Raw genomic sequence first — 22,240 nt, forward strand, 5'->3', positions numbered from 1 at the left:
GTTTATCTTTTTTAATTTACGGTATTTTCTTTAATATTGAGTTGCGTAAAAGGATCTCGCCCAGAAGACACAGGAACAATATCAGCGCAAACGGCTGATAGCCTTCATGTCTCTTGCTATATGCTTTTACATTCAACTTAGTCTTCTCCAGCTTATCAATTTCGTGGTAAACCTCTTTCAGCTTTGATGTGCTTGTTGCACGGAAATACTTTCCGTCTGTATTATGAGCAATCTGAGTCAATGTAGCTTCATCGATTTCCACCGGTACATTGATATACTGTACCGTACCGCCTGTGGGATACGGATAAGGAGCCATTCCGTTTGTTCCTACGCCAATAGTGTATACCCGTATGCCAAAGCTTTTGGCAATTTCGGCAGCTGTGAGCGGAGATATCTCTCCCCGATTGTTAGAGCCATCGGTCAACAGAATAATCACTTTCGATTTTGCCTTGCTCTCCTTTAAACGGGACACTGCATTTGCAATACCCATACCCACAGCTGTTCCATCTTCTATCATACCGCATTGTGTATTGTTTAAAAGATTAAGTAGTACGGCGTGGTCTACGGTTAGCGGACACTGAGTAAAACTTTCAGCTGCGAAAAGAGTGATACCGATATTATCGTTCGGGCGACCGTTAATAAACTCGGCTGCCACCTCCTTTGCCGCTTCCAGACGATTGGGTTTCAGATCCTCAGCAAGCATACTGGTCGATACGTCAAGTGCCATCATGATATCGATTCCTTCCGTTTCCGTATTCTGCCAGTTGTTGGTAGTTTGCGGACGCGCAAGTATCAGTATCAGCATCACAAAAGCAATTAACCGAAGAACAAACGGTGCATGCAACAGATATATCTTATAGCTTTTGGGCGTGTGCGCAAATACCCTGGTGTCGGAAACCTGAAGCGCAGCCTCATTTTTCCGCTGCTTCAGGATATACCACACAATATATGGTACAAGCAGTATAAGCAGAAATAAAAATTTTATATTAGCAAATATCATTTCTCAATCGTTTTAATTATAAGAACATATCAGTAATACGCATGGCCACATAAGCCATGATAGCTATTATACCTGCGGTCAACAGTGTTATTCCGACAGCCAGTATCACTTTTGCCCTGCGTGAGCGTTTTTCCTCAACAGTTATCTCAGTAGGTACAGGTTTCTTGTCCGCAACTTCTTCCACCTTGGTATCATTGATAAAGGAGATTGCGTTAAGCAGGTTATAATCATTCTCATTCATCAGCGGATTATGCTTGGCAAACTTAACCAGGTCAGCCGTCATAAAAAGATCTTTCAGTTCGTTGATGTCTTTAGATTCAACTTCCATCAACTTTTCGATAATCTCGGAAGAGGTCATTTCCATGGCATTGAACCCGAAACGTTCCTGAATATAGTTTCTCAACGTATCGGTCAGCTCGGTATAATACTCCTTGGAGCGACCGTGTTGCCAGATTTTCTCGGACTTTATACGTTCGATTGCTTTCATGGCCTGCTGGTGAGGTGGAAGCTTCGGTTCAATCTTTATATGTCTGATAATTGGTTTATTATCCCTGAAACGGATAATGAGGTATATTATCGCCAACAACAACGGAATGGCCAGTATGGAAAGAAAAACAATTCCGGCCCAATCGCTCCAAACGAAAGGAGGATTCATTACTCCCTTCTGAGGGAAGAATTGGTCGGGATGATTCTTATCGAGAGGCACCCTTGGAGAGTAAACCTTTAGCGCCAGCGACTTCGATTTATATTCCTTTGAATCTATCATTACATTGAATGGAGGAATATAGTAAAGCGCCGAATCGAAAGAAGTTATCGTGTATTTCTGTGTAATAAGCAGGCGCTGTTTATTGTTGAGATACTGTGTATCGGGCTTTGCAACTTCAAGAATTTCGATGCCACGCACCAAACTGTCTCTGAGATGAGGGAAAACAGCTTTTTGTCGGGCATCCATGCTTACCTGAAGTCTGATATGGGCCTGTTCACCAATCATAATCTGCAAAGAATCAATGGATACATCAACTGTAACAGATTGGGCTGCTATCTTCTGCGGAACAAAAGATAACAGCACGAAACAGCTCACTCCAATCAGGAAATTTCTGCTTTTCAATAATGTGTATTTACTCATTTCGTATTATTTTCTTTTAGCAAACAGATTCAGCAATGCTTTCACATAATCTTCGTCAGTACGCACAGAGACTGAATCTACACTGCTTCTGGTGAATAATTCGTTTAGAATATTCTGTTTCTTCACCCACCATTCGTGATGCGCTTTGCGCAACGCTTTCGAAGAGGTATCAATCCATTGCTCATGACCGGTTTCCGCGTCTTTTACTTTCATCAGTCCAACCGCTGGAAGTTCAGCCACACGGCGGTCATAAACCTGAATAGCCACCACATCGTGCTTACGATTGGCTATGGTCAATGCGTTCTTGTAATCTGAATTATCAATGAAGTCGGAAATCAAAAACGCAGTGCATCTCTTCTTGATTGCATTGGTCAGGTATTCCAGCCCCATACGAACGTTCGTCCTACGGCTGGTTGCCTGAAAGTCAATCAGTTCACGGATAATGAAGAGAATGTGCTTCCTGCCCTTCTTGGGCGGAATAAACTTCTCTATTTTGTCCGAGAAAAAGATTACACCTATTTTATCGTTGTTCTGGATGGCAGAGAACGCCAGGGTGGCAGCAATTTCTGTTACCATGTCCTTTTTCATCTGTTTCACCGTACCAAATTCAAGACTTCCGGAAACATCAATCAGCAACATAACGGTAAGTTCACGCTCTTCCTCAAACACCTTCACATAAGGTTTGTGGAACCGTGCCGTTACATTCCAATCAATATCCCGCACATCATCGCCATATTGATACTCACGAACTTCAGAAAAGGCCATTCCCCGCCCTTTAAACGCAGAATGATACTGTCCGGCAAAGATGTTATTCGATAGTCCCCGAGTTTTTATTTCAATCTGACGAACTTTTTTTATAAGTTCACTCGCTTCCATACGACTAAGGCACCTCCACCTTATTAAGAATCTTGCTAACTATTTCATCGGATGTCACATTGCTGGCTTCAGCTTCATAAGTAAGACCGATACGGTGACGAAGAACGTCGTGTGCAATGGCACGCACATCTTCCGGAATCACATAACCACGTCTCTTTATAAATGCATAAGTACGGGCTGCCAGTGCCAGGTTGATAGAAGCACGTGGCGATCCACCGAAGGCAATCATATCTTTCAACTCCTTCAAGCCATACTTCTCCGGATAACGTGTAGCAAACACAATATCAACGATATATCGTTCAATCTTTTCGTCCAGGTAAACATCACGAACCACCTTTCTTGCTTCTAGAATCTCGTCGGCTTTCAAGATAGGTTTCACATCAAACTTATCTCCGTTGATATTCTGGCGAATGATGAGCTTTTCTTCTTCCAGCTTTGGATAATCAATTACCACCTTCAACATGAAACGGTCCATCTGCGCTTCAGGAAGCGGATAAGTACCCTCTTGTTCGATGGGGTTCTGGGTAGCCAGTACCAGGAATGGTTCAGGCAACATGAAAGTATCTTTGCTCAGAGTAACCTGACGCTCCTGCATGGCTTCGAGCAGAGCACTCTGAACTTTTGCCGGTGCACGGTTAATTTCATCTGCCAATACGAAGTTGGCAAATACCGGACCTTTCTTAACCATAAAGGTTTCGTCCTTCTGACTGTAGATCATGGTACCAACCACATCGGCAGGCAACAAGTCGGGCGTAAACTGAATGCGGCTGTATTTCGCATCAATCAACGAAGCCAGTGTTTTAATTGCCAGTGTTTTTGCAAGTCCCGGTACCCCTTCCAGCAGGATGTGTCCGTCAGAGAGCAACCCAATCAGCAAAGACTCTACTAAGTGTTTCTGTCCCACAATCATCTGATCCATCCCCTTCATGAGGTTGGTTACAAATGCGCTTTGTTTTTCTATCCGTTCGTTCAACTCGCGGATATCAATCGATTCAGCCATAGTTTTTATAATACTTTTATTGTTATTTTAATGCACTTAAGGAAGAGAATTTATCGTAGTAACTGATAATTCTTTTCGAGTTCCAAAAATACTCTTTATAATTAACTACAGCAACTAAAAATCATTAAAAAACAATGCATAATGTTTAGAAATGAGATAAGAAACCGACCATTTTGAAAAGATTGGCCATAAAAGAAAATTCTCTTGTACAAAACAATAGATTCTTTTGTACAAGAGAATTAATTGTTCTGTACAGAAGAATGCAATCTTTTGTACAGAACTTAATAAAGTTATCTCGATGGATTTAATTTTTAAGCTGTAATTCCGGAATTCTAATCACCGTTCCTGCCGGAACATAATCCGGATTCTTAATAGCAGTGGGATTATGCTGCACAATCAGTGTCCACAAGTCCTTGGACTGATAGAACAGCTTGGATATTTTAACCAGAGACTCTCCTTCCTGAACGGTATACTTTCCTTTAGTACCTACAATTTTATAATCTGCAGGATTCAGCTTTATATTTTTTTGTTCTGTTTGTTTACCATGAATCACAGTCTCATCCATCTTGTTTTGCCCATTGGAGCGAACTGCTTCCTGAGTCATTTTAGCCACTTCGTTTTTCAGTTCCTTTTTCTCTTCACGAGGAATGGAATCTTTCACATGGATAGTATCCTTTTTGACTACTACCGGAGCTATTTTTGCTGAATCAACCTTGTTTTCAGCAGTTGTTTCCGGCAATAGACTCATTACAAATTCAGGATTGTAGATAAAGGTAAAAATGGAGCTAACAAAGAGCAACAGGAAAGTAATCATACCAATAAAATAATACATGGCATAATTTCTCTGTTTTGGCATAGTCACTTCAATTTCCTCATCCTGTTTGATTGTTTCCTGAGGTAAGACAGCGCTCTTTGTTTCGGCCGAAACAGTGTTTTCCGTCTCATTAACAGGAACCGAAGCCGATACAGTTACCTTTGTGTAGACTGGTCCGGCTGCTACTGATATCTTTTCGGGATATGCAGGAATTATCTCTTCTGTTGCCGAAGTTCTCTTCTCATCAGCTCTTTTCACCACCGAAGTTTTTGCAGCAGCCTCTTCTTCTGAAGTAAGAACGGCCTTTGCATCCGAAAGTGCAGCGGAAATCTTCTGAATGGAATCCTGAGGATTTATTTCTGACGGGACGGTTGATTGCTGATTTGACGCCACAACCTCTTCGGAGGCAATGGTTTGTACCTCTTCAGCAGGCGTTGCTTCTACATTGGAGGAAGAAGCTTTCTCCGGTTCATTTGCCTCTTCAACAGGTATTTCAGCATTGTCTTTTACATCTGTCGTTACAGATGCAACAGCAACTTCGGCGGGTGTTTCTGCATCATCAATGATCTTCTCGGGAGTATTAATGACTTCAGTTATGTTTTCTTTTGCAGTATTGACAGCGATCGGTGCAGATTCGGCAGGTGCATTGACAGGTACCTCTTCCTGAATTGTTTCATTCTCTGTAGTTAGAGTATCTTCAACAGTCTGAGTACTCTCCTCTTGCTTAAATTCTGTATCCGAAACCAGTCTTTCAGACAGAACTTCTTCTGCTTGAGGTTCATCAATCGACAATTCCGTATTTCCAGCCATAACCATCTCTTCCGAAACAGTCGTTTCATTATCACTGTCTGGCTCTTCCTCGCTGATATTCATATCATCAAACACAACTCCTTCATTGAGAATTACTGTCTCAAAATGAGAGAAAGGTTTGTTTATCTGATCACGAATGACAGCATCGGGAGTAAAAGATATTTTTGTGTGTCCTTGAATTTCAAAACGTTCGCCTGTATTGACATTGACACTTTCACGACTGTCAACCTCAATCAATTTAAAGGTTCCGAACCCTTTGATTTTCACATATTTATCATTCTCAAGAGTCTGTTCGATCAGTGCAAACATCTCCTTAAGAAAACTTTCAGTCTCTTTTTTTGTTAGCCCTTTTTTGGCAGCAAATAAGTCTATCAGATTCTGTATGTTAATTCTTTCGCCCATATATTCAGATTCATTTAAACTTATCCTTCAATACATTACTTGGCTTATAACTAATCACCAATTTGGGCGGCACCAGCATTCGCTGTTTGGTAGCCGGATTAACAGAGATACGCTCTGCTTTCTTCTTCACGTCGAACGTTCCAAAACCCTGAACAACAACAGTATTTCCCTCCTGCAGCTGTTCCGATACAACAGAAATGGCCGACGAAACAAGATCGGCGGTCTCCTTGGCGGAGTATCCCAACCGATTGGATAGTTCTGTGATAAATTCCTTGTTGTTCAATGTGTTTTATTTTTTTATCAGTTACTCATTCACCAATTCAGCAAACAAATCAAAGTCATCGGCATCTGTAACCCTTACCTGATAGAACTGACCTATCATCAAGTTTAGGTCGGCTCCTAGAATCAATACTTCAGGGTCCACTTCCGGAGAGTCGAATTCGGTACGTCCAATGTAATAATCGCCCTCTTTGCGGTCAATAATCACTTTATAGCATTCACCAATCTTAGCAGCGCTCAGTTCGGCCGAAATTTCCTGCTGGATAGCCATGAGTTCATTCAATCTCTGCTGTTTCACTTCGTGAGGTACGTTATCTTCAAAACTTTCTGCTGAGTAGGTACCCTCTTCTTCAGAATAAGCAAACGCCCCCATTCTGTCGAACCGAACACGTTTCACAAATTCTTTCAGCTCCTCAAAATCAGCTTCTGTTTCGCCAGGGAAGCCAACCATCAATGTCGTACGAAGATGAATTCCCGGAACCTCCTTGCGGAATTGCTCCATTAATTGATAAGTTTCTTCCTTCGATACATGTCTTCTCATATCCGACAGCACATTATTGCTGATATGCTGCAAAGCTATATCCATGTATTTGCATACATTCTTGCGTTCGCGCATCACACGGAATAAATCCGTCGGGAAATGAGCTGGGTATGCATAATGCAGACGAATCCACTCCACTCCGGGAATATCGGAAATCTTTTCAATCAGTTCGGGCAACATTTGTTTTTTGTAAAGATCGAGCCCATAATAGGTAAGCTCCTGAGCAATTACCTGGAATTCTTTTACACCATTGCTCACCAGATACTTCACTTCGTCAAGAATCTCTTCCATAGGGCGCGATACATGACCGCCGGTGATAATTGGAATTGCACAGTAAGCACAGTTTCTGTCACAGCCTTCCGATATCTTCAGATAAGCATAATGTTTGGGAGTTGTAAGCGAGCGTTCTATATGAATACGTTCATCATACACCTTTCCTAGATCTTGTAGAAGTCCTTTCCAGTCGAACTTGCCATAGAATTTATCTACTGTCGGGATTTCACTGGAAAGTTCCTTTAAATAACGTTCGGAAAGGCAACCCATCACATACAGTTTATTGAGTCGTCCCTCCTCTTTTGCCTGGGCAAATTCAAGAATCATATTAATGGATTCTTCCTTGGCATCACCAATAAAGCCGCAGGTATTTATAATAGCAATCTCACCTTCCGGTGTTTCAGAATCATGAGTTACACTGTATCCATTTTTCTCAAGCTGGCGAATCAGCTGTTCTGAATCAACCAGATTTTTAGAACATCCCAGCGTAATAATATCAATTGTATTTTTTTTCATTAATTTTCTCCAAATAGGGAATCAACAAACTCTGTTTTACGGAACACTTGCAAGTCTTCCATACCTTCTCCAAGCCCGATGTATTTCACTGGAATTTTAAACTGGTCAGAAATACCTATAACCACGCCACCTTTCGCTGTTCCATCTAACTTTGTGATGGCCATGGCAGACACTTCCGTAGCCAATGTAAATTGTTTGGCTTGTTCAAAAGCGTTTTGTCCTGTAGAACCGTCGAGTACCAGTAACACTTCGTGAGGGGCATCCGGAATCACTTTTTTCATCACGTTTTTAATCTTGGTAAGTTCGTGCATCAGGCTCACTTTATTGTGAAGACGCCCAGCTGTATCAATAATCACCACATCTGCCTTATTGGCCACTGCAGAGCTCAATGTATCAAATGCCACGGAAGCAGGATCGGCTCCCATCTTCTGTTTAATCACAGGCACTCCCACTCTTTCTCCCCAGATTACCAGCTGTTCTACGGCAGCAGCGCGGAATGTATCTGCAGCACCCAGGTAAACCGACTTACCGGCTTTTTTATACTGATATGCCATTTTACCGATTGTTGTTGTTTTGCCAACGCCATTTACACCCACCACCATGATTACGTAAGGAGTCTTATCGGCCGGTACGCTGAACTCTTCAGCATCGTCGGAGTTGTTTTCTTTCAGTAAAGCAGCAATTTCATCGCGGAGAATATGATTCAGTTCCTGTGCATTAACATATTTATCAGAAGCAACTCTTTGTTCAATCCGCTTGATAATATTGAGTGTAGTTTCCACCCCAACATCAGAGGTAATCAAAACTTCTTCCAGATTATCCAGAACCTCATCATCCACCTTCGATTTTCCTGCTACAGCTCTGGCAATCTTGTTAAAGACGCTTTCCTTGGTTTTAGATAATCCCTTATCTAGAACTTCTTTTTTTTCTTTGGAGAAAAAACTAAAAAATCCCATATTGATTCCTATTAGTAATATATTAAGCTACAAAGATATAACAATTTGAATTTGTATCAAAAAAAAACTTCCCCTCATTTTAATGAATGAGAGGAAGTTTTTGTCAATTGCAGTAAAGACAATGACTATTATTTTTTGAAAAAGTCCTGAACTTTTTCGTTTGGTACCATTTGTTCATCAAATGCGTAAGCTCCAGTTTTTGGAGATTTAACCATTTTGATAACCTTTGTATAGGAACGACCTTCTTTGGTTCCATCTTGCAAACTTGCTACTGTTTTCTTTGCCATGGTCTATCTCTTATTTAATTTCTTTGTGAACTGTTACTTTCTTAAGAATTGGATTATATTTCTTCAACTCAATTCTTTCAGTAGTATTTTTTCTGTTTTTCGTTGTAATATAACGGGAAGTGCCCGGCATTCCACTATCCTTGTGCTCTGTGCACTCAAGGATAACCTGTACTCTGTTACCTTTTGCTTTCTTTGCCATAACTCAATCTCTCCTTAATATTAAGCAATTATTTTAATGCTTTTCCAATCACAATACCCTTTAGCTACAGCTTCATTTAAAGCAGCATCCAACCCGTTTTTGTTAATTGTACGTAAACCGGCTGCGCTGATGCTCAAGCTAATCCAGCAATCTTGCTCTACATAGTAGAACTTCTTAGTAAACAAGTTCACATCAAAAGTTCTTTTGGTTCTTCTTTTTGAGTGTGAAACATTGTTGCCAATCATGGCTTTCTTTCCTGTAATTTGACAAATCTTCGACATTTCTATCTAATTTTTATAGTTTTCTTTCTTGTAGTTTCCAAACAGGGCACAAAGTAAGTGAATTTATCAATATAAAACAAACATTTCGCAAATTAATTCACATTTAAGCATCAATTATTCCTCATTTTAGTAATCTCTGAAGCAACAAAAGAGCATTATTGGTTGCCCGTTCTACATTCAGCTCCCTTCCGAAGTCTACCTCTTGCTTTGCTGTAAGAATCGTTTTTCCGTACGCAGCGGCCACCCAGACTGTACCCACAGGCTTATCCAGAGTCCCTCCATCGGGTCCTGTAATTCCTGAAACCGCCACAGCACAATCTGTTTTAAGGGAATTTATCACACCCAGAACCATTTCTTTTACAACTTCCTCACTTACCGCACCATATTTTTGGAGTGTTTCATCCAATACATGCAAAATTTCTTTTTTTACCTCATTGGAATAAGCAACAACACTGCCTTTAAAATAAGCAGAACTTCCGGGAACGGAAGTAATTCGCGCTGCAATATTACCTCCGGTGCAACTTTCAGCCGTGGAAACTGTCAAACCTCGCTCCTTCAGCATTCGGCCGACAATCTCTTCAAGAGGAGCATCGTTTTCATCGAGGACATTCTCGCCCAATATTTCGTAAAGTTTACTACCTTCTTTCAGCACCATCTTTTTCAGTTGGTCCTCATTATCTCCGCGACCAGTAAGCCGTAACCGCACGATACCCGATTTGGGCAGGTAAGCAAGCTTAATACATTCCGGCAACTGGTTTTCCCATTCAGTTAGCGCAATGGCCAGTGCTGATTCCGGATAATTCTTAACCATGTAGGTTTTATGAACAATAGCCTTCATCTCAAAACGGGCACTAAGCCGAGGGATAATTTCATGACTCATGCTATATTTCATTTCCTGAGGAACGCCAGGCATTGAAACCAATACTTTGTTATCTTTCTCAAACCAACTCACAGATGCTGTTCCAACCGGATTATTAATCACGGTACAATCTTTGGGTACCATTGCCTGGGCCTGATTCAGAGGATTAAGTGTTATTCTATTCGCCAGTATTCTCTTAATATTTTCGAATACCATTTCACTGAAGACCAGCTCTGTACCAAAGTATTTACATAATGTATATTTGGTTATATCATCTTTAGTTGGTCCCAATCCACCGGTCATCAAAACAATATCCGCCCTTTTCATCGCGGAATCTACTACCTCGAGTATTTCTTCTTCACGATCTCTGACAGAAGTAACACGAATTACTTCAAAACCGGCCTTATTCAGTTCGCGGCCCATCCAGGCAGAATTAGTATCAACTACCTGACCGATAAGCAGTTCATCACCTATCGTAATAATTTCTACAAACATCTTATTTACTTTTAAATGGTCACCCTTGAGAATGCAGGTAATTCCATCGGACAGTAATCTTTGTTAAGGTATTTAAAGTAACCGGTAATTGCGATCATCGCTGCATTATCGGTTGTATAACCAAATTTGGGAATATAAATGTTCCAGCCATATTTAGCAGCATGCTCGCGGAAGGCATTTCGCAAGCCATTATTTGCAGATACACCACCTGCCACAGCTACCTCTTTTATATTATAATCCTTTGCCACTTTACGAAGCTTACTCATCAGGATATCTACAATCGTAGCTTCCAAGGACGCAGCCAGATCGTTTTTGTGATGTTCAATAAAATCAGGATCTTCCTTCAAATATTCACGCAGGGAATAGAGAAAGGATGTTTTCAGTCCGCTAAAGCTGTAATTATACCCAGGAATTTGTGGTTTATTAAATGTAAATGCTTTAGGATTTCCCTGACGAGCCAATCTATCAACAATCGGCCCCCCCGGATAACCCAGCCCCATCACCTTTGAGCATTTATCAATAGCTTCACCGGCAGCATCATCAATTGTCTGCCCCAGCACCTCCATTTCACTATATGATTTAACCAGAATAATTTGTGAATTTCCACCAGATACCAGCAAACAAAGGAAAGGAAATTTTGGTTGGGCTGTTTCTTCATCTGGCTCTTTAATAAAATGAGCTAACACATGTCCATTCAGATGATTAACATCCACCATAGGAATATTCAGAGCTCGGGCAAAACCTTTGGCAAAAGAAACTCCTACCAACAAAGACCCCATTAAACCAGGGCCACGTGTAAAAGCAACAGCACTCAGCTGATCTTTTGTCACATTTGCTCTTTTCAAGGCTTCATTTACCACCGGTACAATGTTCTGCTGATGAGCCCGAGATGCAAGCTCAGGAACAACACCACCATATGCCTCGTGTACAGCCTGATTGGCAACTACATTTGATAACAAAACCCCGTTTTTAATTACGGCTGCAGAAGTATCATCACAGGAAGATTCAATTCCTAATATAATTGTATCCATCTTTTCATATTTTTACCCTGCAAAAATACTATTTTAATCGGTATAATTCACATACCATTCATAAAACTTATCAATTCCTTCCTGAATATCTGTCTGTGGTTTGTAGCCAAAATCTTTTTCAAGGCAACTTGTGTCGGCATAAGTACAGTACACATCACCTGGCTGCATTCCAACATACTCCTTGACTGCCTCTTTACCGGTAGCCTTCTCTATAGCAGCAATCATATCCATAAGCTTTACCGGCCTAGAGTGACCTATATTGTATATTTTATACGGAATGACATCTGCTGGAGGAGTATCAACTATCTTCACTACCCCTTCAATGATATCATCTATAAAGGTAAAATCACGTCTCAGATTGCCATGATTAAACACCTTAATGGGACTTCCATTAATGACTGATTTCATAAAAAGATAGGGGGCCATATCCGGACGTCCCCAAGGACCATATACCGTAAAGAAGCGAACACCGGTCGTAGGCAACTGATAAAGATTACTGTATGAATGCGCCATCAGCTCATTCGCCTTTTTTGTTGCGGCATACAAGCTGACAGGGCTATCTGTCTTATCAGATTCCGAATAAGGAATTTTATCATTTAAACCGTAAATACTGCTGGAACTTGCATATACCAAATGTTCTACTCTGCATTGCCTGCACGCTTCAAGCACATTGACAAAACCTACTATATTGGAATCGATATATGAAAAAGGATGATCAATGGAGTAACGCACGCCAGCCTGACCTGCCAAATTACATACTACATCGAACTTTTCGTCTTTAAAAAGCCGGATAATTTCATCACGATCTGTCAAGTCCAGTTTAATGAATCGATAGTTGGGATATAGATCACTCCTGACAGGAATCTTATCTGATATATTCTCTCTTGAAATACCAGTTTCTTGCAAACGATCATATTTTAATGAGATATCGTAATAGTCATTAATATTATCAATGCCAACGACCTCATCTCCTCGTTCAAGCAACTTTTTGGCAAGGTAAAAACCGATAAACCCGGCAGTACCTGTTACTAAAATTTTTTTCATAAAACTTAAAAAATTACGACCGTACAATTACCTTTGGTGAACTGTTCTTTTCCAGCCACTTTCTGCTTCAGCAAAGAGTCTCTACTAATATCCCTTGTACGGACGAACAAAATAGCTTTGCTGCTAGAAATACTATCTGCTTCCAACTCTTTCCAATCCTTCAATTCATGTTCCAGGTAAACATCTATATTCCCCATTCTATTAGGATTATAAATATAATACGTTTTTATTCCTTTATGACGAGCTACTTCCTTTCCTTTACTACAGAGTTCCTTGTAACCTATATATTCATTGAATGATGGTATTGAGAAAGAACCGGTAAAAATAACAAGGAGTAATCCTCCAGCCAGGATATTTACAGCTCTGTGCAAATCTTTTCTCTTATATAAACTAAGTAGTGTGAGAATAGCAACAACTGTCAACAAGCCGCATGCAATATAAATAATCGGATTATTAAGCATAGTCATGGATTTAAATCGCCCCAATACCAGAACAACAGGGAGTGCAAGTCCAAGGATAACTGTCGGAATAGCAATCAATGCAGAAACAAATTTGTTTAATCTTACTTTTTGCCATAACATAATGGTCAGATAGATAAAGAAAGGAAATGCCGGAAGCATATATATTTCTATCTTGGCACTAATCAATGACAACCCCACAAAAGTAACAGTTATTACTGTCAGAAAGAACTTTTCCAAATCGGTCCGGATTATTTTAGCCTTTAAACCTGCAATAATCACTCCGACACAAAGTAGTGACCAAGGTGCCAGACAATGCCATATCACCTCAAAATAATAATAAATAGGCTTTTTATGGTGAAATGAATCAACCGCCCGGTTTACCGTCTGATTAAACAGAAGATTGTTCAGATATGCATTTCCACCTTCAATATAGACACCAGAGAACCAAACAGCCGAACAAATTAAAAGAATCCCCCATGTTTTGATTCCCCAATATCGTCCAATAGTTCTCAACTCCCCTTTCACTGCAAGGAATGCAACAACCGATAAAAGGGGTACAAGTAATCCGATAGGACCTTTTGTAAAGAGTGCCATAAAGACATAAAATGCAAACAGAAAACCACTCCATTTTGTTCCCTTACCCTCATACATCTGATAAAATGTATAGAGCGAAAGCACAATAAACATACACATGAGCATATCCATACGCAGTACAACTGCCGCCCCCAAAAAGAAACCAGTGGTAATCAACATCAGCTGAGCTGAAATACGATTACTCAAATCTACTTCAGAGGCTATCCACTTATCCATTACATAAAGAACAACCAAGGCGGGAATAACGGAAAACATTCCAAGGAAAAGCATGCTGTGAGTACCAAAAAGCAATTTCCCAAGCATCACTATCCAGAGGTAAAAAGGGGGTTTATCTGCGTATATAAGCCCGTGATTGGTGAAAGTAAAAAAATTCCCATTACGAATTGCCTCGTCGGCAATACTGAGATATTTCAACTCATTATCCGGCGTAAAGTCGCGGAATAACAATAATGGCAAAAATGCCAGCAATATCAGAAGGTATTTATTTGCTTTCATTTAATCGGTATTTATAATCATTTCTTGCAATCATTATATTACGGAGATAGGCTACAAATCCTACAGCTTGTCCCAAAATAAGTACTGGGTCCAAACGAAATACACCATACGATATAATAACAGACGAGCCTATCAGGCTAATTACCCAAAAACCAATCGGTAAGATTGATTCTTTCCTTCTTGCCGAATAAATCCATTGATAAACAAACCGAAGGGTAAATATCACCTGCCCAGTTGAACCAAAAACAAGCAACCATAACGGAACCTTGTCATTCCTTAAAAAGGTAGCAATAAACTCATCAGCATTATTAAACACAAAGATCAGTGCGACAACCGGAGTTAGCAGCATTATTGCCTGTAAAACAACATGAACCTTCTTCCATACTCCTTTTTCATATAAATTCCATATATAGATATAATAGGAAATAAACTGTCCCAACAAGATGGAAAAATCATCTCTCAGCCACCCATATATAACCAACAAATAAGCTCCTAAAATACTTAGTATCCAAAAAATGGAAGGCGACATCACCTTCTTCGCTTTTTCAGATAGTATCCATTGAAACAGGATACGAGCCGAAAAGAATGCCTGTGCCAGAAATCCGATAACGTACATCATAAAAGTAACGGTCTATAAGTTTGTGTCTCCGATGCTGTAATTGATATATCTTTTTTTCATCCATCGATAGGCAAAACAATCTATAAACGGAGAAACCAGTCTGTTCCATAAATTATATTTAGAGACTCCTGCCACCCTTGGAAAGTGACGTACAGGGATCTGCTTTACCTTTCCGTTTTGAAGCAGAATCAGTGCAGGCAGAAAACGATGCATCCCATTAAAGAATGGTACTCTTTTGGCATATTCTGTGCGAATCACTTTCAGCGGACATCCAGTATCCGAAACACCATCATGCGTCATCATGTTGCGAAATCCGTTTGCTATCTTTGACTGCAAGTTTTTAAAGAAAGAGTCTTTACGATTGGCTCTGATACCCATTACGATTTCATAATCTTTGATATGCTCTAATAAAAGGTTAAAGTCATCAGGAGTAGTTTGCAAATCGGCATCCATGTATCCTACAAATTCTGAACAAGCGGCATCAATACCGGCTTTCATGGCTGCGCTTAAGCCGGAGTTACGTTTTAGGTCCATAAAATAGAAATGCTCGTTACGGCTACAAATCTCTTCTAACCGTTTTTTACTCTGATCTTTCGAGCCATCATTCACAAAAAGAACACAGGTTGTGTATATTGACTCAGGCAGAAATTCTCCGATTTTTTTCTCTAATGCATAAATATTGTCCTCTTCATTATATACCGGGACAATAATGGTAAATTTATAATTCGCAGATTTATTCATAAATCTTGTATTATTTGGATAATATATAAATATACAATTGTTTTGCGAAATCTTACTAAGATTTGTTGCTCAAATAATGCAACTATACTTTGAGAGATCAATAAGAAAGTATTTCCGGCCCCGATTCAGTAATAGCAAGCGTATATTCCCACTGTGCTGAAGGAAGTCCGTCTTCTGTACAAACAGTCCACCCATCCTCTTCATCTATAAAGATGTCTTTTTTGCCCATGTTGATCATAGGTTCAATAGTAAATACCATTCCCGGCACCAATAACATTCCTTTTCTTCCTTTTCTGGAAAAATGCTCTACATCAGGCTCTTCATGAAATTTCAATCCGACGCCATGTCCACACAATTCCCTTACGACCGAATATCCATTTTTTTCAGCATGACGTTGAATTCCTTCTCCTATATCTCCCAGAAAGCCCCAAGATTTAGCCTTTTCAACGCCTATCTCCAGACATTCTTTAGTAATCTGCACAAGTTTCTTTACCTCGGGTTTAACTTCTCCAATCATAAACATTCGTGAAGCATCAGAGAAATAGCCATCAAAAATAGTAGAAACATCAACATTTACAATATCTCCATCCCTAAGAATTTCATTTTCATTCGGAATGCCATGACATACTACCTCATTAATTGAAGTGCAGACGCTTTTAGGAAATCCGTCATAATTAAGCGGAGCTGGGATTGCGCCCTGAGATAATGTATAATCGTAAACAAGTTTATCGATATCTGCTGTGGTCATGCCTGCATGAATATTTGCGGCAACAAGATCAAGAATCGCAGTATTTATTAGGCCACTTTTGCGAATTCCTTCTATTTGTTCTGTAGTTTTTATCAGTTTTCGTTTGGGTACCAAAAAACCTTTATTCTGATGAAAGAGAACCTTTTTGTCTAAATCTGTAAGTGGTTCACCCTGAACAGGGCGCCAATTATTTTTTATTTTCTTTAATGTCATCGCCTCTTTAAAATCGATTATATCCATGCAAAAGTAATAAAAAAAGAGGCTTCTATCGTTTTTATACCGAAATTATAGCTCAATTATTTCATTTAAATATCACTTCAAGCTCTTAAAGTCTTAAATGAAGGCTTTTCCATTACTGTTTTAAGAGGATTTACTATCAATTTATAACCAACGCCATGCACTGTCATAATTTGGATTGAAGGATCGTTTTTTAAAATTTGTCTCAATTTATAAACATATATTGAAAGCACCCTAGAGTTTGCGAACTCTTCCTCACTCCATATTGTATTCAGGGCATCCTCTCTTGAGACAATGTCATTCATTTTGTTGCACAAAAGTGAGAGTAAATCAGTTTCACGTGTTGTAAGATGGACTTTCTTATTATTAAACGATAAAATACCTTTTTGTTCTTCAAAAATATATTTACCCAACATATAAGTTGAAGAGGACTTCTCTTTTACCTCTGTTCCTCTTCTCAGCATAGCTTTTATTCTTAGCTTAAGTTCATCAAGATCATAAGGAATCATCAAACAATCATCCGCTCCTATTTGGTAAGCAATTCTAAAATTTTCCATTTTATTCTCTTTAAAAATAAATATCAGATAGGTATCTCTACCCTGTTCCAATATACGTTTTGCTAAAGAAAAAGAGTTTGACATTAAAGGAAGCTCATGAAGAATGCAAATGAGCGGTTTCTTTTCGCAATAATACCTGTAAGCATCATCCACTTCTGTACAAAGTTTCACCTCCCGACTATTATGTTGGAAAGAGTTCATCATCAATTGAGTTGAAGTACAATCCGGACCATAAATCAAAATAGCAGCTGTCGTATCCATATATCAATCTTTCTACCTTTTTTATTATCTTTCTGCAAAGATACTGCGATTAGAAAGATTCTTATTGTTCCTTTTTACACTCAAATTGTCCAAAATGAAACTATTTTGCATAAATTATTAATAGAATATTCTTCCTGAATGAACAATTATCCTTATTTTTGTTCTTCAAAAAAGATTTCAGGTTATCAGAACAATTAAGAAAATAATATTAATATTTCTCTCAGTAGTAATAGGACTCTACCTGGGGATCATCATATTGTTGAATATCCCTTATGTTCAGCACAAAATGGCTGTTATAGCCACTGACGAATTGAGGAAGATTCTTCGCACTGAGGTTTCAGTTGGACGAGTGGATATTGGTTTAATGAACCGCATCATTATAGACGACGTATTACTGAAAGACAAGGCAAACAAAGAGATGCTCAAAGTCTCCCGCCTTTCTGCCAAGTTTGAAATTCTGCCACTGTTTAAAGGTAAAATAACCATCCGCAGCGTCCAGCTCTTTGGCTTCAACATTAACCTGAATAAAAAGACTCCCAAGGACCAGCTAAACTGCAAGTTTGTATTTGATGCATTTGCAAGTAAAGACACGGTTAAGAAAGAAAATAAAATAGATCTTCGTATCAACTCAATTCTTATACGTCGTGGTACATTCTGTTACGATATATTATCCGAACCTCAAAGTCCGGGTAAGTTTAACTCAAAACATATCAAACTATCCAATATTCTGGCTAATATATCATTAAAGGCATTCACCAAGGATTCTCTGAATGCATCAGTTAAACGATTGAGCCTTACCGAGCAGTCAGGCTTTGAAATCCAGAAGCTTACTTTAAAACTTGCAGGTAATACTAAAGGTGCCAGAATTGAGAATTTTATGGTGGTATTGCCTCAAACAAAAGTAGAACTAGATACTGTAAAGATCTCATATAAAAACCCCAAAGCGTTCAAGAACTTTGCCAATGAGGTGTCTATTTCAACGCGTATTTTGCCCTCAGAAGTTAGGCTTTGTGATATATCTCCTTTTGTTCCAGCACTTTCAAATTTTAAAGATAAACTAGGACTTGAGGTAAAAGTTGACGGTACACTTAATCAGCTTATTGCTTCAAACCTGAAAATAAACGCAGACAATGACTTCTTATTTTCGGGAGGAATAGCCATTCAGGACCTTACACATGCCAATGATGCCTATCTCTTTGGCAACATTAACAGGCTACTGATAAATCGTGCAGGAATGGACTTCCTGGTTCGTAACCTGGTAAAAAACTTCTCGGGAACTCCTGACATATTGAAGAGAATCGGAAATATTGGTTTTAAAGGAGAGGTTTCGGGATATTTCAACGACCTGGTAACTTACGGAACCTTCAACACAGGGTTGGGAATGGTAAAAACCGACGTTAAATTTAGCTCCGACAAAGCAAAAGGATCTTATCGATATTCCGGTGTTATTAAAGCCAATCAGTTCAATTTAGGAAGATTGCTCAACAATGAAGAAAAATTTGGAAAAACATCTCTCAATCTACAAGTAGTTGGAGTACAAACTAAAGGACTTAAACCTGACATATCCCTTAAAGGTCTGATTGCTTCATTAGAATATAGTGGATATGAATATAAAAACATCACACTCGACGGATTGTATAAAAACGGAGGTTTTGATGGAAAAGCTGCTTTGAATGACGAAAACGGAAATGTTTTGATGAATGGTTCTATCAATCTGTCTAAGAAACTTCCTACATTTAATTTCCATGCAGATATTCAGAATGTGTATCCAAATAGGTTTCATCTGACAGACAAGTACAAAGACGCCAAATTCTCTCTTAGTGTCGCAGCCAACTTTTCGGGCCACTCTATCGATGACATGATCGGAGAAATCAATGTAGACAGCTTTACATTTGTTAGTCCGGAAAAGAATTATTTTATGAATAACCTGAATATTGCCGCAAGACATACAGGCGGAATAAAGAGTCTGGAGCTTAATTCCGAGTTTTTGACTGCAACTGTAAAAGGGAACTATTCATACCAGTCTATTCCTATAAGCATCATGAAAACTGTGGAAAGATATATACCTTCCCTGCTTACAGTAAACAAAAAATATAAGGAACCTCACAACGACTTTACATTTGATGCACATATTTATAATACCGATATCCTCTCGAGCGTATTCAATATTCCTTTGAATGTATATAAACACAGTACAATCAGGGGATATTTTAATGACAATGAACGTAAACTAAAGATAGACGGCTATTTCCCCGGTGTACAGTATAAGGAAAATTATATTGAATCGGGCATTATACTCTGCGAAAGTACCGATGACCAGTTTAAATGCAATATAAGGGGAAACAAACGAATGAAAAACTCCACTGTCAATATTTCACTGGAAGCATTGGCCGAGAACGATAAATTGCATACTACCATCAATTGGGGAAACAATGCAGCACAAACCTATAGCGGTAATTTCTCAACCATTACCAGCTTTTTGAAAACAGCGGGAGAAAAACCTATTCTTCAGGCAAAAATTGATGTTAAACCTACCGAAATGATTATTAACGACACCGTTTGGAATATACATCCATCGCATATCGAAGTTGATTCGGGAAGAGTGTATGTAGACAATTTCATGATCGGACATAAGGACCAGTTTTTGCGCATCAACGGAAGAGCTACTCCAAATCCGAAAGATACTGTCAAGGTTGAGCTGAAAGATATCGGCATTGGTTACATATTTGATATTGTAAACCTTAAATCGGTTGACTTAAACGGAAAGGCAACCGGCACCGCCTACCTGAGTCAAGCAATGAAAAGTCCGGTAATGAATACCCGGCTTTCGGTAAAGAATTTCTCATTCAACGAATGTACTATCGGTGATATGAATATATATGGTGAATGGGATAAAAATGAAGAGGCGGTTATGCTTGATGCAAAAATAAAAGAATCTAACCTCTCCGAAACCAATGTAAAAGGATATATTTCTCCTAAAAAGAAAGGTCTCGACCTTCATTTTGATGCGATAAATACCAAGATTGGATTTCTGCAGACATACCTGCAGAGCATTGCTACCGACATAAAAGGACGGGCAACAGGAAACGTACGACTTTTCGGGTTATTTAAAGCACTCACGCTTGAGGGAAAATGTTTGGCCGACGCTTCATTTAAAGTGAATATTTTGAATACTCATTTTGCCTTTAAAGATTCTGTTACCATTACTCCAAATGAGTTTTCAATAAAGAAGATCAAGTTACATGATATGGAAGGTCATACAGGTATTGTAAATGGATACGTACATCATGAACATTTCAAAGACATGAACTACCACTTGCAGATGGAAGCAAACAACATGCTGGTATACAATACCAAAGAAAGTCCAGACATGCCTTTCTATGGAACTGTATACGGCACAGGCAACGTATCTCTCAACGGAAGTAATGCCGGACTTAACATTGATGTGGCCATGAAGAGTAATCGCAATACCAATTTCGTATACTTACTGGCCAATACCACTTCGGCAGTAAGCAATCAGTTTGTTACTTTCGTTGATCATACACCGAAACGCATTCTGAGAGATTCAACTATTGTGAATGACTTCTTCCTGAAGAACATGGAAAAAGAAGCTGCATCCTCTCCTATGGATATCCGGCTTAATATGTTGGTTGACGCCACTCCCGACGCAACAATGAAAATTGTGGTCGACCCCGTTTCCAATGATTATATAATCGGCAGAGGATCCGGAAATCTTCGGTTAGAATATTACAATAAAGGTGATGTTAAGATGTTCGGGAACTATAATATCAACAGTGGTACCTATAAATTCAGCATGCAAGAAGTTATTCGCAAGGATTTCAACATAGCCTCCGGAAGTAGTGTCAGCTTCAATGGGAATCCCCTTGACGCAACGCTAGATATCAAGGCATCTTACACCGTAAATTCTGTTTCATTAGGCGATCTGGGTTCGGAAGTTCCTAATGAAGTTAAGAAATCGAATGTAAGGGTCAACTGTCTAATGGATATCACCGGCAACCTGCTACATCCGGCTGTAAAACTTGGCATTGATTTACCTAACGAAAGCGAGGAGAAAAAGCGGATCGTACAAAATGTAATTAGTACCGAAGATCAAATCAATATGCAAACGCTTTACTTGCTTGGCATTGGTAAGTTTTATACACCCGATTATGCTACCGCCACGCAGAATTCAAATGCAATGTCGTCCGTGCTATCTTCAACCCTTTCGGGTCAGCTGAATAATATGTTGTCACAGGTTATTAATAGTAATAAATGGAACGTTGGTATTCAGGGAAGCACAGGCACCAACGGGTGGACTGATATGGAGTTTGAAGGAATGCTCTCCGGGCAGTTACTTAACAACAGACTGTTGATTAATGGTAACTTTGGATACAGAGAGAATCCTACCGTTACCACCAACTTTGTAGGAAACTTCGATTTAGAGTATCTGCTAACCGACGAAATTCGTATGAAAGCGTACAACCAGTCAAATGATCGATACTATACTCGTACCAATCTAAATACCCAAGGTCTCGGTCTTATGTATAAAAAAGATTTTGATAGTTGGCGCGAGTTGCTCCCATGGAACAAAAAGAAGAAGAAGTTAATTGAATTACCTAAGGATACCATTCCTCCCAAACCCGAGAGTGACAATGTTCCTAAATCTAAAAAGAAAAGGGATAGATAACGAGAATAGAAATAAAAACAGGCTGTTATCCTATTATGAGGAATAACAGCC

The 22,240-nt window shown here is 39.3% G+C and carries 20 protein-coding genes; 1 reads left to right on the top strand and 19 read right to left on the bottom strand.

What is annotated here, in order from left to right; genetic code table 11:
• Positions 1-16 precede the first annotated feature (16 nt).
• The 19 genes from ABWU87_RS04680 to ABWU87_RS04770 form a co-directional block, all read right to left on the bottom strand.
• Positions 17-1,000 carry a vWA domain-containing protein gene (locus ABWU87_RS04680; protein WP_353333716.1) on the bottom strand — a complete coding sequence of 328 codons (984 nt, stop codon included), beginning with the start codon at positions 998-1,000 and terminating at the stop codon, positions 17-19.
• Between the two features lie 16 nt (positions 1,001-1,016).
• Positions 1,017-2,126 (bottom strand): hypothetical protein, encoded by a 1,110-nt coding sequence (locus tag ABWU87_RS04685; RefSeq protein WP_353333718.1) that lies wholly within the window; start codon positions 2,124-2,126, stop codon positions 1,017-1,019.
• Between the two features lie 6 nt (positions 2,127-2,132).
• Positions 2,133-3,002 carry a DUF58 domain-containing protein gene (locus ABWU87_RS04690; protein ID WP_353333720.1) on the bottom strand — a complete coding sequence of 290 codons (870 nt, stop codon included), beginning with the start codon at positions 3,000-3,002 and terminating at the stop codon, positions 2,133-2,135.
• Positions 3,003-3,006: 4 nt separating this feature from the next.
• Positions 3,007-4,002, bottom strand: a complete 996-nt coding sequence (locus tag ABWU87_RS04695; RefSeq protein ID WP_353333722.1) for an AAA family ATPase — start codon at positions 4,000-4,002, stop codon at positions 3,007-3,009.
• 304 nt (positions 4,003-4,306) lie between these two features.
• On the bottom strand, positions 4,307-6,028 hold the full coding sequence (locus ABWU87_RS04700; protein WP_353333724.1) for an HU family DNA-binding protein: 1,722 nt from the start codon (positions 6,026-6,028) through the stop codon (positions 4,307-4,309).
• A gap of 10 nt (positions 6,029-6,038) precedes the next feature.
• Positions 6,039-6,311 carry an HU family DNA-binding protein gene (locus tag ABWU87_RS04705; protein ID WP_353333726.1) on the bottom strand — a complete coding sequence of 91 codons (273 nt, stop codon included), beginning with the start codon at positions 6,309-6,311 and terminating at the stop codon, positions 6,039-6,041.
• Between the two features lie 21 nt (positions 6,312-6,332).
• On the bottom strand, positions 6,333-7,637 hold the full coding sequence (gene rimO, locus ABWU87_RS04710; RefSeq protein WP_353333728.1) for a 30S ribosomal protein S12 methylthiotransferase RimO: 1,305 nt from the start codon (positions 7,635-7,637) through the stop codon (positions 6,333-6,335).
• Positions 7,637-8,593: a signal recognition particle-docking protein FtsY gene (gene ftsY, locus ABWU87_RS04715; RefSeq protein WP_353333731.1), complete on the bottom strand. Its 957-nt coding sequence runs from the start codon at positions 8,591-8,593 to the stop codon at positions 7,637-7,639. The genes rimO and ftsY overlap by 1 nt, the downstream gene beginning before the upstream one ends.
• A 128-nt stretch (positions 8,594-8,721) precedes the next feature.
• The gene (locus ABWU87_RS04720) at positions 8,722-8,880 is read right to left on the bottom strand and encodes a DUF4295 domain-containing protein (RefSeq protein WP_353333732.1); all 159 of its coding nucleotides are present in this window, start codon (positions 8,878-8,880) and stop codon (positions 8,722-8,724) included.
• Between the two features lie 10 nt (positions 8,881-8,890).
• Positions 8,891-9,079: a 50S ribosomal protein L33 gene (rpmG, locus tag ABWU87_RS04725; RefSeq protein WP_073398583.1), complete on the bottom strand. Its 189-nt coding sequence runs from the start codon at positions 9,077-9,079 to the stop codon at positions 8,891-8,893.
• A 20-nt stretch (positions 9,080-9,099) separates the two neighbouring features.
• Positions 9,100-9,360, bottom strand: a complete 261-nt coding sequence (rpmB, locus tag ABWU87_RS04730; RefSeq protein WP_353333734.1) for a 50S ribosomal protein L28 — start codon at positions 9,358-9,360, stop codon at positions 9,100-9,102.
• 121 nt (positions 9,361-9,481) lie between these two features.
• Positions 9,482-10,714, bottom strand: a complete 1,233-nt coding sequence (locus ABWU87_RS04735; RefSeq protein ID WP_353333735.1) for a CinA family nicotinamide mononucleotide deamidase-related protein — start codon at positions 10,712-10,714, stop codon at positions 9,482-9,484.
• A gap of 11 nt (positions 10,715-10,725) precedes the next feature.
• Complete coding sequence (gene tsaD / locus ABWU87_RS04740; protein WP_353333737.1) at positions 10,726-11,745, bottom strand: tRNA (adenosine(37)-N6)-threonylcarbamoyltransferase complex transferase subunit TsaD; 1,020 nt, start codon at positions 11,743-11,745, stop codon at positions 10,726-10,728.
• 33 nt (positions 11,746-11,778) lie between these two features.
• Positions 11,779-12,789: an NAD-dependent epimerase gene (locus ABWU87_RS04745; protein WP_353333739.1), complete on the bottom strand. Its 1,011-nt coding sequence runs from the start codon at positions 12,787-12,789 to the stop codon at positions 11,779-11,781.
• A gap of 5 nt (positions 12,790-12,794) precedes the next feature.
• Positions 12,795-14,339: an ArnT family glycosyltransferase gene (locus ABWU87_RS04750; protein ID WP_353333741.1), complete on the bottom strand. Its 1,545-nt coding sequence runs from the start codon at positions 14,337-14,339 to the stop codon at positions 12,795-12,797.
• On the bottom strand, positions 14,326-14,958 hold the full coding sequence (locus ABWU87_RS04755; protein WP_353333743.1) for a lipid-A-disaccharide synthase N-terminal domain-containing protein: 633 nt from the start codon (positions 14,956-14,958) through the stop codon (positions 14,326-14,328). The genes ABWU87_RS04750 and ABWU87_RS04755 overlap by 14 nt, the downstream gene beginning before the upstream one ends.
• Positions 14,959-14,970: 12 nt before the next feature.
• Entirely contained in the window at positions 14,971-15,699 is a 729-nt protein-coding gene (locus tag ABWU87_RS04760) for a glycosyltransferase family 2 protein (protein WP_353333745.1), read from the bottom strand.
• Between the two features lie 97 nt (positions 15,700-15,796).
• A complete protein-coding gene (gene map / locus ABWU87_RS04765) occupies positions 15,797-16,660 on the bottom strand; it encodes a type I methionyl aminopeptidase (RefSeq protein WP_353334416.1) in 864 nt (287 codons plus the stop codon).
• A gap of 104 nt (positions 16,661-16,764) precedes the next feature.
• Positions 16,765-17,502 (bottom strand): response regulator transcription factor, encoded by a 738-nt coding sequence (locus tag ABWU87_RS04770; RefSeq protein ID WP_353333747.1) that lies wholly within the window; start codon positions 17,500-17,502, stop codon positions 16,765-16,767.
• Positions 17,503-17,788: 286 nt separating this feature from the next.
• On the opposite strand from ABWU87_RS04770, the gene ABWU87_RS04775 reads away from it, so the two are divergent.
• Positions 17,789-22,189, top strand: coding sequence for a translocation/assembly module TamB domain-containing protein (locus ABWU87_RS04775; RefSeq protein WP_353333748.1), 4,401 nt, complete (start codon positions 17,789-17,791; stop codon positions 22,187-22,189).
• Positions 22,190-22,240: the final 51 nt, after the last annotated feature.

Source organism: Bacteroides sedimenti (genome assembly GCF_040365225.1).
Lineage (GTDB): Bacteria > Bacteroidota > Bacteroidia > Bacteroidales > Bacteroidaceae > Bacteroides > Bacteroides sedimenti.

What these genes read in the sequence shown, in the direction of transcription:
- ABWU87_RS04685 (WP_353333718.1), bottom strand. Translation starts at nt 2,126, where the DNA reads ATGAGTAAATACACATTATTGAAAAGCAGAAATTTCCTGATTGGAGTG.
- rpmB (WP_353333734.1), bottom strand. Translation starts at nt 9,360, where the DNA reads ATGTCGAAGATTTGTCAAATTACAGGAAAGAAAGCCATGATTGGCAAC.
- rimO (WP_353333728.1), bottom strand. Translation starts at nt 7,637, where the DNA reads ATGAAAAAAAATACAATTGATATTATTACGCTGGGATGTTCTAAAAAT.
- ABWU87_RS04775 (WP_353333748.1), top strand. Translation starts at nt 17,789, where the DNA reads ATGGCTGTTATAGCCACTGACGAATTGAGGAAGATTCTTCGCACTGAG.
- tsaD (WP_353333737.1), bottom strand. Translation starts at nt 11,745, where the DNA reads ATGGATACAATTATATTAGGAATTGAATCTTCCTGTGATGATACTTCT.
- ABWU87_RS04695 (WP_353333722.1), bottom strand. Translation starts at nt 4,002, where the DNA reads ATGGCTGAATCGATTGATATCCGCGAGTTGAACGAACGGATAGAAAAA.
- ftsY (WP_353333731.1), bottom strand. Translation starts at nt 8,593, where the DNA reads ATGGGATTTTTTAGTTTTTTCTCCAAAGAAAAAAAAGAAGTTCTAGAT.
- ABWU87_RS04680 (WP_353333716.1), bottom strand. Translation starts at nt 1,000, where the DNA reads ATGATATTTGCTAATATAAAATTTTTATTTCTGCTTATACTGCTTGTA.
- ABWU87_RS04770 (WP_353333747.1), bottom strand. Translation starts at nt 17,502, where the DNA reads ATGGATACGACAGCTGCTATTTTGATTTATGGTCCGGATTGTACTTCA.
- rpmG (WP_073398583.1), bottom strand. Translation starts at nt 9,079, where the DNA reads ATGGCAAAGAAAGCAAAAGGTAACAGAGTACAGGTTATCCTTGAGTGC.
- ABWU87_RS04735 (WP_353333735.1), bottom strand. Translation starts at nt 10,714, where the DNA reads ATGTTTGTAGAAATTATTACGATAGGTGATGAACTGCTTATCGGTCAG.
- ABWU87_RS04760 (WP_353333745.1), bottom strand. Translation starts at nt 15,699, where the DNA reads ATGAATAAATCTGCGAATTATAAATTTACCATTATTGTCCCGGTATAT.
- ABWU87_RS04750 (WP_353333741.1), bottom strand. Translation starts at nt 14,339, where the DNA reads ATGAAAGCAAATAAATACCTTCTGATATTGCTGGCATTTTTGCCATTA.
- ABWU87_RS04700 (WP_353333724.1), bottom strand. Translation starts at nt 6,028, where the DNA reads ATGGGCGAAAGAATTAACATACAGAATCTGATAGACTTATTTGCTGCC.
- map (WP_353334416.1), bottom strand. Translation starts at nt 16,660, where the DNA reads ATGACATTAAAGAAAATAAAAAATAATTGGCGCCCTGTTCAGGGTGAA.
- ABWU87_RS04755 (WP_353333743.1), bottom strand. Translation starts at nt 14,958, where the DNA reads ATGATGTACGTTATCGGATTTCTGGCACAGGCATTCTTTTCGGCTCGT.
- ABWU87_RS04690 (WP_353333720.1), bottom strand. Translation starts at nt 3,002, where the DNA reads ATGGAAGCGAGTGAACTTATAAAAAAAGTTCGTCAGATTGAAATAAAA.
- ABWU87_RS04720 (WP_353333732.1), bottom strand. Translation starts at nt 8,880, where the DNA reads ATGGCAAAGAAAACAGTAGCAAGTTTGCAAGATGGAACCAAAGAAGGT.
- ABWU87_RS04745 (WP_353333739.1), bottom strand. Translation starts at nt 12,789, where the DNA reads ATGAAAAAAATTTTAGTAACAGGTACTGCCGGGTTTATCGGTTTTTAC.